The organism is Streptomyces sp. RLB3-17 (assembly GCF_007113425.2).
GTDB lineage: Bacteria > Actinomycetota > Actinomycetes > Streptomycetales > Streptomycetaceae > Streptomyces > Streptomyces mirabilis_D.
On record NZ_CP041610.2, the window covers coordinates 10539945 to 10554234 of the forward strand.

A 14290-nucleotide genomic window follows, 5' to 3' on the forward strand; every position below is an offset into this window, starting at 1 on the left:
CGGGACCTGTGGGTTGCCTGTGCCAGGGAGGTGTGCCCGAGCAGGACAAGAATCGGGTCACGGGAACGCCCCGCGCGGACGCCGGAAAAGGCCCCCTCCATGGGCCGAACTCCCCCTGTCCGCACGGCCCTCGTCGGCACCGGCCACCGCGCCCGCATCCTCGGCACCGCCCGGGGCGCCGGCGACTCCCTCACCGCCGCCCTTGCCCACCGCTTCAACCCTGGCCGCGTGCGGACCGTCCCGTGACCTCGTGGACCGGCATCCCGCCTCGGCCACCGGCGTATGGCATCAGGGTCACGCGCGGACCACGCCCCACGTCACATAGCCCTCGCCGGGGCCCGGCGGCCGGTTCCAGGGCCGGGTCCGGAAGCTGTGGAGACGTCCCCGACCGAGGGCGAACCGGGGCAGCCGGACGCCGAACTCGGCGGCAAGGGCCTCCAGGGCACGGCGCTCGCCCAGCCCCTCGGCGTGCGCGTCGTCCCGCGGAAAGAGACGGTCCGGGTCCAGCGCGGCCGGCACGGACCCCCGTCCGCTCACCGAGGTCGCCCGAACGGTGAACGCGTAGCGCTCCTCGCCGTCCTCCGTGACGGACAGATGGAAGACACCGGGACGGTGGGCGCGGCTCGGCTCGCTCCACACCGTCACCGCACGGGTGCCCCGGGAAGCGGCGATGCCCGGGGAGACGAACCACCGCTCGTCGAACCTCCCGACCGGCGCCGCCTCGAAGGCGAAGCTCCAGCCGGGGCCCGCCCGGCCGACGGCGGCCAGCGCCTCGTCCTCCCACGTCACGGTGCCGTTGCCGGGGAAACGCGTGCGCGAGTCCCACAAGGTCGTCGGCGCGTTCAGCACGGCGTCGCCGGGGGCGCCGATACGGCCGGGCAGTTCGGCCGGCTCCACCGACTCCACGAGGACGAAGCGGTACGACGTCAGGAAGTTACCGGGATCGCCTTCCGCCAGCCACGCCAGGCCCGGCGGATCCAGGTCGGCCGCGGGAGCCGGTGTGTCGCCCCGCTGTCCCGCCCGGGGTGTGGCCAGCAGTTCCCGGCCACGCTCCGGGGTGATCAAGGGGCCGAGGAGCGGGTCGGCGCACAGGCCGACCGGCGCGAGGTGCTCGGGGCCGATCGGCCGCCACTCGGGCAGCGCGGCGCGCAGAATGCGCCAGGCCGAGTCCCCGTCGCCCCAGCGCGCCAGCTCCCGCGCCTCCTCCACGGCACGGCCGAAGGGGCCTTCGGCGGTATACCGGAAGGTGCCGTCCCCCACCTGCCGCAGGATCTCGTCCGTCGCCTCGCGCACCTCGTCGGAGGCGCCCCCCAGGTGGCGGGCCGACGACGGGCGGTCCTGGTGATGCCACACGTCCTCGGCCGCCGGCACGGCCAGAAACTCCGGCGCGTACAGCGGGTCGGCCGTGAGCCCGTCGAAAGACACCAGGTACGTCTCCCCGAGCAACCGGCGGATCTGGTCGCGCAGCCCTGTCGCCCGAGGCCTGCCGTACGCGATCGCCTCCGCCAGCGACGCCGAGGCCCGCTCGTACCTCCCGCCCAGCGCGTCCAGCCGCGCGGCCTCGACGGACGCGTCCAGGGCCCTCGTCGTCGCGTTGACGAACTCCGTCCCCGCACTCTTCGAGCGGCTGACCTGCAGGCTGTGAAACTCGCGGTACATCGCCTCCATGAACGCGCCGAACGACGCGTACCGTTCCGGAGGACTCGCGCGCCACGACGCGTAGCAGTACACCGCCCACTCACCGGCGTCGTCCACGTCCCCCGGGTCCAGCAGCACGTAGACCGCGTCCGACTCCACGTCCAGCTGCAACGCCCGCTCCCACATCCCGGCGAGCAACACGTCCTCGGGCGTGGGGTCGTCGTCCGGATCCGCGGGAAAGTACTCGGCCAGGCCCGCCGCGTCCTCGTGCCGGCGCACCGCGTCGGTACCGGCGAGCAGCCAGACGAAGCCGCCCGCGTGCCGCCAGCCGTCGCTCACCGCCAGAAACGTCCGGTACGAGGGCGGCAGCCGGTGCCCGAGCCGCTCCTCCAGGGCGCGGATGCGCTCCTCGGACGCGGGCGGGAACCCCAGCCAGCGCGTACGCACAGGCTCCTCGTCCCGCACATGGCGCTCGCTCGCCGGTGCGTCGGGGTCCTGTGCGTCTGCCCATTCCTGGCTCCAGCGCACCAGGAAGGACCGCCAGTCGTCCATGAGGTCCGTCATGTCGGCGATCCTGCCGGTCACCACTGACAACGCCCCGGCCGTCTCGGGCACTTCGGGTCCGCGGGCCAGGCCTCGGGCCTGCAGGGGTGGACGACCCGGTCCGGCACGTCGGGTGCCCCGGGCACGACGGACGGTGCCTCGGGCACGACGGATGTCAGCCGCCGATGATCAGGGTGAGCCCGTAGACGGCGACCGCCACGCACGCGCCGAAGCACAGCAGTGCCGCCGCGGTGGCCGTCCGGTTGGCGCCGCGGGAGCGTTCTCCGCCGTGGCCTCCGCCGTCGCCACGGGGCTGGGCGGCGACACCGAGGGAGAACAGTACGACCGTGAGCAGCGTGATCCCGAGGCTCACACCGAACACGCCACCGAGGGCGGCCCAGTGGATGTCCATCGCCGCGCCTCCTTTCGCTGCCGGACGGGACGGGACGGTCGGCATTTACGCCGCGGGCTCTGCCACGGGCTCGGCCGACCGGGTGGGCAGTTCGTTGACGTTGTCCGGAGTTACGGGCCGGTGGCGCGACAGGGCCCAGAACCCGGCCGCCGCCGCGGCCGCGACGGCGGCCACCAGGGCCACGCCCGCGGTGCCGTGGCCGGCGGTCCAGGCCGCCGCGCCGCCGACGGCCGCCGCCGCGGGCAGCGTGAGCAGCCAGGACAGTGCGATGCGCCCGGCCACGCCCCACCGCACCTGGGCCAGCCTGCGGCCCAGGCCCGCGCCCAGGATGCTGCCGGTGCACACCTGCGTGGTCGACAGGGGGAATCCCATGTGGGACGAGGCGAGAATCACGGCCGTCGCGCTGGTCTCGGCCGCGAAGCCCTGAGGCGCCTCGATGTCGGTGAGCCCCTTGCCCATGGTGCGGATGATGCGCCACCCGCCCGTGTACGTGCCGAGCGCGATCGCCGTTCCGGAGATGAGTACCACCCACCACGGCGGCGCGGAGTCATGGGCGAGCGCCCCGGTCGAGATGAGGGCCAGGGTGATGACCCCCATGGTCTTCTGCGCGTCGTTGGTGCCGTGGGCCAGCGCCACCAGCGACGCCGAACCGACCTGCCCCCGACGGAATCCCCGCCGCGCCTGGTCGGGCGCCGTCCGCCGGGTGATGACGTACGCGAAGTAGGTCGCCAGCAGGGCCACGACACAGGCGACCAGCGGCGAGACGACGGCGGGGATCAGGATCATCTCGACGATCGCCCCGAACTGCACCGCGGATCCGCCGGCGCCCACCCACACCGCGCCGATCAGCCCGCCGAACAGCGCGTGCGACGAACTCGACGGCAGCCCGGCGAGCCAGGTCAGCAGGTTCCACAGGAGAGCGCCGACCAGCCCGGCGAAGATCATCACCAGGGAGACCTTGGCGTCGTCCACGATGCCGCCCGAGATGGTCTTGGCGACCTCCGTGGACAGGAACGCGCCCGCCAGGTTCAGCGCTCCCGCGACGGCGACGGCCACGCGCGGTCTCAGGGCCCCGGTGGCGATCGACGTCGCCATCGAGTTGGCCGTGTCGTGGAACCCGTTGGTGAAGTCGAAGGCCAGGGCCGTCAGGACGACCACGACGAGGAGGAACGAGACGGTACCCACGGGGGGACCTCCGAAGAACAGGACGGCCCCCACGTCCGCCGTGCCGTCCCCCGCCCCGGACGTCTTCCACGCTAGGCGGCTCCTCCCGGGCCCGCGACCGGGGGCCCGCGACCGGGTCACGCCTCACATCGGCCCCGGCGCCGCTCGCGCGATCGCCGACGGCCGGTCGCCGGGCGAAGCGTCGCCACCCTCCCGATCAGCGCGAGTTCGGCCGCCACGCCGTGCCGCGAGTTCGGCCGCCACGCCGTGCGCCCGTCGCCGCCCTGCCCGAGTTCCAGGGCAAGGGCTCGACGAGGTGGGGCCGCCGGCCCTGGACGCCGTGGCCCACGGCGACCAGGCGTACCTCCACGTGTCCCACCCGTCCCAGCCGCGCACGGCGACCGGCGGCTTCGTGGTCGTCCATGAGGGGCCGGCCGGCGCGGTGCTCGCCATCGGCGCGACCCTCGACCCGCTCAGGAGCACAGTGTGAGCCCCCCGGCTCGCGGGGCCCGCTGTCCCGCCAACGCGGCGGGCCCCTGCGTCCCACCGTCCACCACCTCGACCACTTCACCACCCCCGAACTGGCCACCCGCCGCGAACGGGCCGTCGTCGAGCCGTACGCAGCGCTCTGCGTCGCGCGGTCCGTCGCGGACGAACTCCGCGCGGGCTGGGGCCTCGACCCCGCCGTCATCCCCAACGGAGTGGCTTACGAACGGTGCGCGACCACCGATCCCGCCGCCCGCGCCGCCTGACGCGCCCGCCTCGGCCCGTACGTCCTGACCGTCGGCGGGATCGAGCAGCGCAAGGGCTCCCTCGACCTCATCGAGGTGTACGCCCCCGGGTCGTCGGACTCGGGATCGAGCCGGTCGTCCTCGGCGCCGTACCGGAGTCCGATCTGCCGTCGCTCGTGGCCGCGGCCGACGTCTTCGCGTTCCCCTTCCTCAAGTTCCTCAAGGAGGGCTTCGGACTCGCCGCGATGGAGGCGCTCGCCGCGGGCGTCCCGCTGGTCGTCCGTGATCTGCCCGTCCTGCGTGAGGTCTTCGGGCCCGCCGCCCGCTTCGCGGACACGCCGGAGGCCCTCGCCACCACGCTCGCCCACGCCCTCACCTCGGACGATCCGGTACGCGCCGCCCTTGGCAGGGAGCCGGCCACCCGCCACACCTGGACCGAGGCGGCCGCATGCCACCTGGCGTTCTACCGGTCGGTTACCGGTGGGTCACACCGTAGGGTCGGTTGACGAACGTCGATCTACGAAAGGGTTCACCACCATGGCGCAGGAAGTACGTGGCGTGATCGCCCCGGGCAAGAACGAACCGGTGCGCGTCGAGACCATCGTCGTGCCGGATCCGGGGCCGGGAGAGGCCGTGGTGAAGATCCAGGCGTGCGGGGTCTGCCACACCGACCTGCACTACAAGCAGGGCGGCATCAACGACGACTTCCCCTTCCTGCTCGGCCACGAGGCGGCCGGGATCGTGGAGTCGGTCGGCGACGGCGTCACGGACGTGGCTCCCGGCGACTTCGTCGTCCTCAACTGGCGTGCGGTGTGCGGGCAGTGCCGGGCCTGTCTGCGCGGGCGGCCCTGGTACTGCTTCAACACGCACAACGCCAAGCAGAAGATGACGCTCAAGGACGGCACCGAACTGTCCCCGGCCCTGGGCATCGGCGCCTTCGCGGACAAGACCCTGGTCGCCGCCGGACAGTGCACCAAGGTCGACCCCGCGGTCTCCCCGGCGGTCGCCGGTCTGCTCGGCTGCGGGGTGATGGCGGGCATCGGCGCCGCCCTCAACACCGGCAACGTCGGCCGCGGGGACTCCGTCGCCGTCATCGGCTGCGGTGGCGTCGGCAACGCCGCGATCGCCGGCGCCCGGCTGGCCGGCGCCGCGAAGATCATCGCCGTCGACATCGACGACCGGAAGCTCACCACCGCCTCGAAGCTCGGCGCGACCCACACCGTCAACTCCACCTCGACCGACCCCGTCGAGGCGATCCAGGGACTCACCGGCGGTTTCGGGGCCGACGTCGTCATCGACGCGGTCGGCCGCCCGGAGACGTACAAGCAGGCTTTTTACGCCCGCGACCTGGCCGGCACGGTCGTCCTCGTCGGCGTGCCCACCCCCGAGATGAAGCTCGAACTGCCGCTCCTCGACGTCTTCGGACGCGGCGGCGCGCTCAAGTCGTCCTGGTACGGCGACTGCCTGCCCTCCCGCGACTTCCCGATGCTCATCGACCTGCACCTCCAGGGGCGACTTGACCTGGACGCGTTCGTGAGCGAGACGATCGCCCTCGACGGGATCGAGGCCGCCTTCGAGCGGATGCACCACGGTGACGTGCTGCGTTCGGTGGTGGTGCTGTGATGAGCGCCCGGGTCGAACACCTCGTCACCTCGGGCACGTTCTCGCTCGACGGCGGCACCTGGGACGTCGAGAACAACGTGTGGATCGTCGGCGACGACCACGAGGCGATCGTCATCGACGCCGCGCACGACGCCGACGCCATCGCCGCGGCGGTGGGCGACCGGCGGCTGCTGGCCATCGTGTGCACCCACGCCCACAACGACCACATCGACGCCGCGCCCGCCCTCGCCGAGCGCACCGGCGCCACGATCTGGCTCCACCCCGACGATCTGCAGCTGTGGAAGCAGACCCACCCCGACCGGCTCCCCGACGCCTGGCTGCAGGACGGGCAGGTGATCGAGGCGGCCGGCGCGGACCTGACCGTCCTGCACACGCCCGGCCACGCCCCGGGCGCGGTCTGCCTCTACGACCCGGGACTGGGCACCGTCTTCACCGGTGACACGCTCTTCCAGGGCGGCCCCGGTGCCACCGGGCGCTCCTTCTCCCACTTCCCGACGATCGTCGAGTCGATCCGCGAGCGCCTGCTCACCCTCCCGGCCGACACGGTCGTCCGCACCGGGCACGGGGACTCGACCACGATCGGTGCCGAGGCCCCGCATCTGGAGGAGTGGATCAAGCGCGGTCACTGACCGGGCCGGTCCCGTCGCGACACACCAGCGAATCACGACAGGAGATGTCCGGCTTCCGAGGGACTCTCGTGGGGACACACGGGCGAAGGCAGCCCGTGAACGCCACGAGCACGGAGGTCGGACATGCCAGGGCCGTTGGACGGCAGGGTCGCGCTGGTCGCGGGAGCGACCCGAGGAGCGGGCCGGGGAATCGCGGTGGAGCTCGGCGCGGCCGGCGCCACCGTCTACGTCACCGGACGCAGCACGCGCGAACGGCGCTCCGAGTACGACCGCCCCGAGACGATCGAGGGCACGGCGGACCTGGTCACCGAGGCCGGAGGCGCCGGCATCGCGGTGCCCACCGACCATCTGGTCCCCGCCGAGGTCGAGGCCCTGGTCGCCCGCATCGCGGACGAGCAGGGCCGCCTCGACCTCCTCGTCAACGATGTCTGGGGCGGCGAGAAGGACTTCGCGTGGGACACCCCACTCTGGGAGACCGACCTCGACCAGGGCCTACGGCTGCTGCGCCGGGCCGTCGAGACGCACGCGATCACCAGCCACCACGCACTGCCCCTGCTGCTGAGCACCCCCGGCGGCCTCGTCGTCGAGATGACCGACGGCACCGCCGAGTACAACCGGGACACCTACCGCGTCTCCTTCTTCTACGACCTCGCCAAGGCGTCCGTCCTGCGCATGGCGTTCTCCCTCGGCCACGAACTCGGCCCGCGCGGCGCCACCGCCCTCGCGCTCACCCCCGGCTGGCTGCGCTCGGAGATGATGCTCGACACCTTCGACGTCAGCGAGGAGAACTGGCGGCACGCCCTCGAGCGCGTCCCGCACTTCGCCATCTCCGAGACGCCCTTCTACGTCGGCCGTGCCGTGGCCGCGCTGGCCGCCGACCCGGACGTCGCGCGCTGGAACGGACGCTCGCTCTCCAGCGGGCAGCTGGCCAAGGAGTACGGCTTCACCGACCGCGACGGCAGCAGGCCGGACGCCTGGCGTTATCTCGTCGAGGTCCAGGACGCGGGCAGGCCGGCGGATGTGACGGGGTACCGGTGAGCTCAGGTGGGACCCACCGGCGACAGCGGCCAGCGCGCGGAGTGGCCCGGGGGCAGCGCCAGATCGGCCCGCACGGCCGCGTAGTAGCCCTCGCGCCCGGCGCGCTGTCGCTCCAACAGGGTCTGCCATGCCTGTGGGTCACGTGTCCCCTCGCGCAGGAACTGCTCCATCTCCATCACCCCGACCACCCACGCCCGGGCCCGCTCCACCACCTCCGGACTGCCGAGGAGGATCAGCGTCTCCCCGGACGGATCCCGCGCGAGGGTGGCCTCGGCCAGCAGCGGCTCGGCCTCCTCCGGGGACAAGGGGTGCGGGTGCGGGTCGTTGCCCAGGTGGGACGCCACCCGGTAGGTCAGAGTGACGCTCTTCTTGAGCGATCGCGCGTAGTCGGCGTACACCGCGAGCCGCCGTTCCTCCCATCGGGCCGTCTGCTCCCGACGGAAGCGGGCCCGATCGCCTCGCACGATCGCCAGATACGAGCCGAGCGCACCGATGACCACGCCGATCAGTGCCGGAAGTTGTTGTATGAACGCGGACATGGGCGCACGGTATCTGTCATGAGGCGCTTTGAAGGATACGGAGTTCTGATCACGGGCGCGGCCCGCGGCATCGGCGCGGCCACCGCCCGACGGCTGGCCGAGGAGGGCGCCCGGGTGCTCGTCACGGACGTCGACCCGGCCGAGGCGGAGAAGACGGCCGCCTCGATCCGTGAACTGGGGGAGCGGGCCGAGGAGTTGGCGTGTGACGTGGGGGACCGCGCGGCGGTGGAGGCGGCCGTCGCGTACGCCGTGGACTCCTTCGGCTCGCTCGACGTCCTGGTCAACAACGCGTACGGATGCTCTCCCGACGCGCCGCTCTTCGAGGACGAACCGGACGAGGTGTGGGCCCGTGACCTCGACGTCACCCTGACCGGCGCGTACCGCTGCAGCCGCGCGGCCCTTCCGCACCTGGTGGCCTCGGGCCGGGGCGCCATCGTCAACATCGGTTCGGTGAACGGCATCCAGGACTTCGGCAACCATGCCTACAGTGCGGCCAAGGCGGGCCTCATGTCCCTCACCCGCACCCTCGCGGGGCACGCGGCGCCCCGTGGTGTGCGGGTCAACCTGGTCGCGCCGGGCACGGTCCGCACCCCGGCGTGGGAGGGCCGCGACGACGATCTCGCCCAGGCGTCGGGGATTTATCCGCTCGGACGGGTCGGCGAACCGGACGACATCGCGGCCGCCGTCGCCTTCCTCGCCTCCCGGGACGCGGCATGGATCACCGGGACCACGCTGTGCGTGGACGGCGGCCTCACCGCGGTCAACACGGCTTTCCGGAGCGCGGTGAGGCCGTGAGGGCGGCCGAGCGCAGGACGGAGAACACCCTCTCGGTGTCGGCCTCGGTCGTACGCCAGTTGCTGAAGGCGGCCCGCAGCCCCTGGGTCCCCGCGTACACGGTCGGCGTCACGTAGGCCTCGCCCGAGGCCTCGACCGCCGCCGCCAGCGCGTGCACCCGCTCCCGCGTGGGCTCGGCCGCGAGGGTGAAGCAGACGACGTTGAGCCGTACGGGCGCCAGCAGCCGCAACTCCGGTACGTCCGTGATGCGTTGGCCCAGCAGCTGGGCGAGCGCGATGTTCCGCTCGACGATCTCGCGATGCCCCTCGCGTCCGTACGCCGTCAGCGAGAACCACGCCGGGAGCGCCCGCAGCCGGCGCGAGTTCTCCGGTGTGAGGTGCAGGAAGTCGGGGTCGTCGGTCGGCAGGCCCAGGTACGGGGACTCGTTGTGGAAGACCCGGACCTGGAGGTCCCGGCGGCGCGTGAACTGCACGGCCGCGTCGTAGGGGACGTTGAGCCACTTGTGCAGGTCGACACAGACGGAGTCGGCCGCGTCGAGCCCGTCGACGAGATGCGCGTACGACGGTGACAGGGCGGCGAAGCCGCCGAACGCCGCGTCCACGTGCAGCCAGAAGTCGTACCGCTCCTTGAGCGCGGCGATGGCCCGCAGATCGTCGAAGTCGACGGTGTTCACGGTTCCGGCGTTCGCCACGACGACCGCCGGGCGCCCGTCGAGCGCATCGAGGGCGGCGGCCAGCCGCTCGACGTCGACGGCCTCACGGTTCCCGGGCAGCACCGGCACCGTGTGCAGCCGGTCCCGGCCGATGCCGAGCACCGACAGCGCCTTGGTGACGCTGGAGTGCGGGGAGCCGGACAGGACGTCGACCGGTCCGAGCGCGGCGGCGCCCTCCCGTGACACGGACACGCCCAGCCGCTCGCCGAGCCACTCCCGCGCGATCGCCAGACCGACCGTGTTCGAGACGCTCGCGCCGGTCACGAACGCCCCGCTGTGCGCCTCGCCCAGTCCGAACAGCTAGCGCAGCCAGCCCACCGTCTCCCGCTCCAGCGCGCTCGCCGAGGATCCGGCGCCACCGGACACGTTCTGGTCGTACGCGCCGGTCAGCCAGTCGCCCGTGAGTGAGGCGGGCGTCGCGCCGCCGGTGACGAAACCGAGGTAGCGGGGCCCCGCGGAACCGGAGAATCCGGGCGCCCAGCGCTCGGCGAACCGGCTCAGCGCCCCCTGCGCGCCGTGCCCCTCGGCGGGCAGGGGCTCGGCCTCGGGCACCTTGCCGGGGTGGGCGACGGGACGCCCGTCGAGCCCGTCCACCTCCCCGGCGGCGAAGTCACGGGCGGACTGCAGGAGCTCGGGAAGCCGGGAGAGATCGTCGGCGAGTGTGCGGTGCATGGCGGCAGCGTAGATCGGGCGCCGCACCCGGAGCCTGGTCCAATCCGGGGTAACTGGACTGCTCCCGATGTCACCGTTTCGTCGCAGACCGGACAGCCGTACAACGCCTGTGCCCCGACGCGGGTCTAGCAGGCGGAGAACGAGGGAAACACCCGGGAACACGCAGACAGAAGGGCCTGACATGGGGGACATACGCAGACGGGGAGCCGTCGCTCTGGGCATCACCGGACTGGTCGCGCCGCTGACGCTCGCGCTGGGCACGGCGCCCGCGCAGGCCGCGAGCTGCACGACACAGACCGGCCCGTACCAGAAGCAGGTGGAGAAGTTCCTCGGCCGGCCGGTCGACGGCCGGCAGTCCACCGCCGACTGCAAGGCGATCCAGGCCTTCCAGACCAAGCACGGCATCACCCCGAACGCGGGCTACGCCGGGTCCGTCACCTGGGGCGTGATGGACCTGATGAACAAGCAGAAGGCCGTCGGCAACAAGCCCAACAAGGACGGCAAGTGTCCCGTCAACAAGGGCCGCATCGCCTGCGTCAACCTGACGCTCCAGCTCAGCTGGATCCAGGACGGCAGCAGGCTCGTCTACGGTCCGGTGCCGGTCCGCACGGGACGCGACGGGTACGAGACCCGCACCGGTCTGAAGAAGATCTACTGGCGGGACATCGACCACGTCTCGAACATCTACAACGTGCCCATGCCCTACAGCCAGTTCTTCGACGGCGGCCAGGCCTTCCACTCGGTCGGCCTGAGCATGTGGAACCCGCCCGGCTCGCACGGGTGCGTCAACATGACCACGACCACCGCCAAGAAGTACTGGTCGCTGCTGAAGACCGGCGACGACGTCTTCGTGTACGGCCGCAAGCCGGGCACCTGACGGCACCCGGCCCCGCCCGGGGACCTCACGCCCCGGGCGCGTCCCCGAAGTCCGGGATCTCCAGCCTGACCCCGCCCTGCCGCGCGGACTCGTGCGCGACGATGCCCGGCAGGGTGTAGCGGGCTGCGACCCACGCGTTCACCGACGGCAGCGTCCGGGTGTTGACCGCGGTCACGAAGTCGTCCACCAGGAAGTGGTGGCTGCCCTCGTGCCCGTTGTGCAGGTGGTCGAACTCCCGGGGGAGCCGCGCCCGGTCGTGCACGGGCGCCGACCCGGACGTGAACGCGGCCCGCAGAGCCGGCGCGATGTGCTGGAGCGAGGGATCGTCCGGCGCCAGCGTCGGCTTGGGCTCAAGGAGTTCCGTGATGTCCCGCACCCCCTTCTTGTCCTGCCAGAAGCTCACCGTGGCGAGCTGTTCCATGCTGGCGTCGGTCCCGAAGAACCGGAAGCGGGACTCCCGGATGTGCGAGGGATATCCGACCCGCCGGAACTCGTTCGTACGGAACGAGCCGCCGCCCGCCACCTCGAACAGCGCCGTCGCGTTGGAGAAGTCGTTGCCGAACTGGCTGACCTCCTTGTCGAACACCCCGTCCCCGCGCTCGTCGCGCACTCCGATGGCCGACACGCTCACCGCGTGCGTCCGCCAGGCGCCGAGCACCCCGCCCACCGAGTGCGTCGGGTACAGGAGCGGGGGATAGCTGGCGGTCGCCTTCCAGTTCTCGCCGCCGCTGTACTGGTAGGCCTCGTAGAACCCGAGATCCATGTCGTGGACGTAGTCTCCCTCGGCGTAGAACAGCCGCCCGAAGGCGCCCTCGGCGATCTGGTTGCGGGCGTGGACCGTCGCCGGGTTGTACTGGCTGGTCTCGCCCATCATGTACGTCAGTCCGGTCGCCCGCACCGCGTCGATGATCGCGGCGATCTCGTCCCGGGTGATGGCCATCGGCACCGCGGAGTACACGTGCTTGCCCGCCCGGAGTCCTTGGAGCACCAGCGGCCCGTGGGTCCAGCGCTGGGTGAAGATCGCGACGGCGTCCACCGCCTTCGACTCCAGCATCGCCTCGTACGAGGGGAAGGTGCCCGACAGCCCTTCGGCGGCCACCAGTTCCTCCGCCCGCTCGGGGAGCAGATCGGTGACGTGGACATCGGCGACGCCGGGGTGGGCGAGGAACAGCTTCGCGAACTGGCCGGAGAACTGGCCGGCGCCGACGATGCCGAGAGAGAACGTCATCTGAGCAACATCCTTCACTGGTGGAGACTTCACGGGTCGGGCTCGTCCTGGACTCATTTACTTTTGATGCGGAACAATCAAGGCGTCAAGAGTCCTGTACGCATCTTTTCCGGCGAACTGTCGCGCCATAGAGTGATGTCATTAATTCCGAGGCGAAATAAAATCTTGTGGGAGTCCGACCCTCATGACCACACATGCCGCCGCCGGCTGGCTGCCGCTGAGTCCGGGTGAGCGTGCGGTGGCGATCGAGGTGCTCGTGCACGGGCCGCTGTCGCGCAGCGAGATCGCGCGCCGCCTGAACCTGTCGGCGGGCAGCCTCACCCGGCTGACCAAACCGCTGATCGAGTCCGGCCTGCTGATCGAGGCCGCCGAGTCGGGGGAGGGGGAGAGCGCGGAGGTACGGCAGGGGCGTCCCTCACAACCCCTGGACATCGTCGCCGAGTCCCGCTCCTTCATCGGATTCAAGATCACCGAGGACATGGTCTACGGCGTCGTCACCACCCTGCGCAGCGACATCGTGGCGCGTCACGACCGCCCGCTCACCACCCACACCCCGGCCGAAGTCGCCGACCTGCTGGCGGAGATGACCGAGGAACTCACCCGGTCCTTTCCCGAGCCGGCCGGAATCGGCATCGGAGTCGGCGGCCGTGTCGAGAGACGATCGGTCGTCGCCGAGTCGGCCTTCCTCGGTTGGACGGACGTCCCGCTGGCCGAACTCGTCGCATCGCGCACCGGGTTGGCGGTGGTCGTCGAGAACGACGTCGCCGCCCTCGTGGAGGCCGAGACCTGGTTCGGCGCCGGTCGTGGACTCGACCGCTTCGTGGTCCTCACCATCGGCGCCGGGATCGGCTACGGCCTCGTCCTCGGCGGCAGCCGGGTCGCCTCCGTCGAGGACGGGCGGGGCGTGGGCCGCCGCTGGATCGTGAACCCGTACGGCCCCCTCACCCCCGAAGGGGAACGCGGCAGCGCCATCTCCCTGCTGACCATCCCCAGCATCCGCTACCAGGTCGGTGCCGCCACCGGCGAGGACCTGACCTATGAGGAGATCCTCGCCCGTGCCGCGGCGGGTGACCCGCTGCCGGCCCGCGTCCTCGACGAGGCGGCCCGCGCGCTCGGCACCCTCGTCGCACAGATCGCCAACTTCGCCATGCCGCAGAAGATCCTGCTCGCCGGAGAGGGCGTCGGACTCGTCGACGTGGCGGGCCCGGTCGTCGAGGAGACGATCCTCACACACCGCCACCCGCAGGCCGATCCGGTCCATCTGGAGACGAAGGTCTCCGACTTCCACGACTGGGCGCGCGGGGCCGCGGTGCTGGCCATTCAGGTGCTGGTGCTGGGGGCGGGGGAGAGGAGGTGAGCAGGTGCGGGGGGTGATCCCACGTCGGACGAGTGATCAGGTTCACGGTCCGTATTGTCGTAAGGTGTACCTTTACTCACAGCGCCTTCACGCCAAGGCCCGTATGCTTCACACCATGTCCACCACTCCTGAAACCGACTCCGTGCGGTCCGCCGCCGATGTCAACGAGGAGATCCGGGCCCTGTGGTTCCGGGCCGGTGGGACGCTGAGCATGGAGGAGCGGCGGGAGTACCAGCGGCTCGTCCTGGAGTGGGCGGAAGCCGCCCCGCAGTCGCCCACACAGGCGGCGTGAACCCGCTCGGCCGCCCAGCGGGCCCGTGACGAACGGGGCG

The 14290-nt window shown here is 71.8% G+C and carries 15 protein-coding genes and 1 pseudogene; 10 read left to right on the plus strand and 6 right to left on the minus strand.

Going from position 1 to position 14290, the window contains the following annotated elements:
• Window positions 1-99 precede the first annotated feature (99 nt).
• Window positions 100-246 (plus strand): hypothetical protein, encoded by a 147-nt coding sequence (locus tag FNV62_RS47455; RefSeq protein ID WP_164331871.1) that lies wholly within the window; start codon window positions 100-102, stop codon window positions 244-246.
• Window positions 247-294: 48 nt separating this feature from the next.
• Here the strand turns inward: FNV62_RS47455 and FNV62_RS47460 are convergent, their stop codons facing one another.
• From FNV62_RS47460 to FNV62_RS47470, 3 genes are all read right to left on the minus strand, one after another.
• Entirely contained in the window at window positions 295-2202 is a 1908-nt protein-coding gene (locus FNV62_RS47460; RefSeq protein WP_143629672.1) for an SMI1/KNR4 family protein, read from the minus strand.
• 154 nt (window positions 2203-2356) lie between these two features.
• Window positions 2357-2593: a hypothetical protein gene (locus FNV62_RS47465; RefSeq protein WP_143629675.1), complete on the minus strand. Its 237-nt coding sequence runs from the start codon at window positions 2591-2593 to the stop codon at window positions 2357-2359.
• 45 nt (window positions 2594-2638) lie between these two features.
• A complete protein-coding gene (locus FNV62_RS47470; RefSeq protein ID WP_097289442.1) occupies window positions 2639-3778 on the minus strand; it encodes an inorganic phosphate transporter in 1140 nt (379 codons plus the stop codon).
• Between the two features lie 295 nt (window positions 3779-4073).
• On the opposite strand from FNV62_RS47470, the gene FNV62_RS47475 reads away from it, so the two are divergent.
• From FNV62_RS47475 to FNV62_RS47495, 5 genes are all read left to right on the plus strand, one after another.
• On the plus strand, window positions 4074-4247 hold the full coding sequence (locus FNV62_RS47475; RefSeq protein ID WP_164331872.1) for a hypothetical protein: 174 nt from the start codon (window positions 4074-4076) through the stop codon (window positions 4245-4247).
• A 417-nt stretch (window positions 4248-4664) separates the two neighbouring features.
• The gene (locus FNV62_RS57285; RefSeq protein ID WP_240361415.1) at window positions 4665-4994 is read left to right on the plus strand and encodes a glycosyltransferase; all 330 of its coding nucleotides are present in this window, start codon (window positions 4665-4667) and stop codon (window positions 4992-4994) included.
• 31 nt (window positions 4995-5025) lie between these two features.
• A complete protein-coding gene (locus tag FNV62_RS47485) occupies window positions 5026-6111 on the plus strand; it encodes an S-(hydroxymethyl)mycothiol dehydrogenase (RefSeq protein WP_054236534.1) in 1086 nt (361 codons plus the stop codon).
• Window positions 6111-6740 carry an MBL fold metallo-hydrolase gene (locus FNV62_RS47490; RefSeq protein WP_054236533.1) on the plus strand — a complete coding sequence of 210 codons (630 nt, stop codon included), beginning with the start codon at window positions 6111-6113 and terminating at the stop codon, window positions 6738-6740. Before FNV62_RS47485 ends, FNV62_RS47490 begins: the two co-directional genes overlap by 1 nt.
• 123 nt (window positions 6741-6863) lie before the next feature.
• A complete protein-coding gene (locus FNV62_RS47495; RefSeq protein WP_143629677.1) occupies window positions 6864-7778 on the plus strand; it encodes an SDR family oxidoreductase in 915 nt (304 codons plus the stop codon).
• Between the two features lie 2 nt (window positions 7779-7780).
• Here FNV62_RS47495 and FNV62_RS47500 read toward each other — a convergent pair whose 3' ends face one another.
• Entirely contained in the window at window positions 7781-8317 is a 537-nt protein-coding gene (locus tag FNV62_RS47500; protein WP_143610397.1) for a hypothetical protein, read from the minus strand.
• Window positions 8318-8335: 18 nt separating this feature from the next.
• Here FNV62_RS47500 and FNV62_RS47505 point away from each other — a divergent pair, with 18 nt between their 5' ends.
• On the plus strand, window positions 8336-9112 hold the full coding sequence (locus FNV62_RS47505; protein WP_143604287.1) for an SDR family NAD(P)-dependent oxidoreductase: 777 nt from the start codon (window positions 8336-8338) through the stop codon (window positions 9110-9112).
• Here FNV62_RS47505 and FNV62_RS47510 read toward each other — a convergent pair.
• Window positions 9078-10496, minus strand: a pseudogene (locus FNV62_RS47510) (pyridoxal phosphate-dependent decarboxylase family protein). The gene FNV62_RS47505 and the pseudogene FNV62_RS47510 sit on opposite strands and share 35 nt — an antisense overlap.
• Window positions 10497-10677: 181 nt before the next feature.
• Between FNV62_RS47510 and FNV62_RS47515 the strand changes: the two are divergent.
• Window positions 10678-11373: a L,D-transpeptidase family protein gene (locus FNV62_RS47515; protein ID WP_060896594.1), complete on the plus strand. Its 696-nt coding sequence runs from the start codon at window positions 10678-10680 to the stop codon at window positions 11371-11373.
• Window positions 11374-11398: 25 nt separating this feature from the next.
• Here FNV62_RS47515 and FNV62_RS47520 read toward each other — a convergent pair whose 3' ends face one another.
• Complete coding sequence (locus FNV62_RS47520; protein WP_143610399.1) at window positions 11399-12601, minus strand: Gfo/Idh/MocA family protein; 1203 nt, start codon at window positions 12599-12601, stop codon at window positions 11399-11401.
• A gap of 184 nt (window positions 12602-12785) precedes the next feature.
• Between FNV62_RS47520 and FNV62_RS47525 the strand changes: the two genes are divergently transcribed.
• Both FNV62_RS47525 and FNV62_RS47530 read left to right on the plus strand, forming a co-directional pair.
• Window positions 12786-13958 carry an ROK family transcriptional regulator gene (locus FNV62_RS47525; RefSeq protein ID WP_143629679.1) on the plus strand — a complete coding sequence of 391 codons (1173 nt, stop codon included), beginning with the start codon at window positions 12786-12788 and terminating at the stop codon, window positions 13956-13958.
• Window positions 13959-14061: 103 nt separating this feature from the next.
• Window positions 14062-14250: a hypothetical protein gene (locus FNV62_RS47530; RefSeq protein WP_060896602.1), complete on the plus strand. Its 189-nt coding sequence runs from the start codon at window positions 14062-14064 to the stop codon at window positions 14248-14250.
• The last annotated feature ends 40 nt before the right edge of the window (window positions 14251-14290 follow it).

Excerpts from the sequence above, each read along its gene's own strand:
- FNV62_RS47485 (WP_054236534.1), top strand. The coding sequence starts at position 5,026 with ATGGCGCAGGAAGTACGTGGCGTGATCGCCCCGGGCAAGAACGAACCG.
- FNV62_RS47525 (WP_143629679.1), top strand. The coding sequence starts at position 12,786 with ATGACCACACATGCCGCCGCCGGCTGGCTGCCGCTGAGTCCGGGTGAG.
- FNV62_RS47465 (WP_143629675.1), bottom strand. The coding sequence starts at position 2,593 with ATGGACATCCACTGGGCCGCCCTCGGTGGCGTGTTCGGTGTGAGCCTC.
- FNV62_RS47460 (WP_143629672.1), bottom strand. The coding sequence starts at position 2,202 with ATGACGGACCTCATGGACGACTGGCGGTCCTTCCTGGTGCGCTGGAGC.
- FNV62_RS47505 (WP_143604287.1), top strand. The coding sequence starts at position 8,336 with ATGAGGCGCTTTGAAGGATACGGAGTTCTGATCACGGGCGCGGCCCGC.
- FNV62_RS47490 (WP_054236533.1), top strand. The coding sequence starts at position 6,111 with ATGAGCGCCCGGGTCGAACACCTCGTCACCTCGGGCACGTTCTCGCTC.
- FNV62_RS47500 (WP_143610397.1), bottom strand. The coding sequence starts at position 8,317 with ATGTCCGCGTTCATACAACAACTTCCGGCACTGATCGGCGTGGTCATC.
- FNV62_RS47455 (WP_164331871.1), top strand. The coding sequence starts at position 100 with ATGGGCCGAACTCCCCCTGTCCGCACGGCCCTCGTCGGCACCGGCCAC.
- FNV62_RS47515 (WP_060896594.1), top strand. The coding sequence starts at position 10,678 with ATGGGGGACATACGCAGACGGGGAGCCGTCGCTCTGGGCATCACCGGA.
- FNV62_RS47530 (WP_060896602.1), top strand. The coding sequence starts at position 14,062 with ATGCTTCACACCATGTCCACCACTCCTGAAACCGACTCCGTGCGGTCC.
- FNV62_RS47520 (WP_143610399.1), bottom strand. The coding sequence starts at position 12,601 with ATGACGTTCTCTCTCGGCATCGTCGGCGCCGGCCAGTTCTCCGGCCAG.
- FNV62_RS47495 (WP_143629677.1), top strand. The coding sequence starts at position 6,864 with ATGCCAGGGCCGTTGGACGGCAGGGTCGCGCTGGTCGCGGGAGCGACC.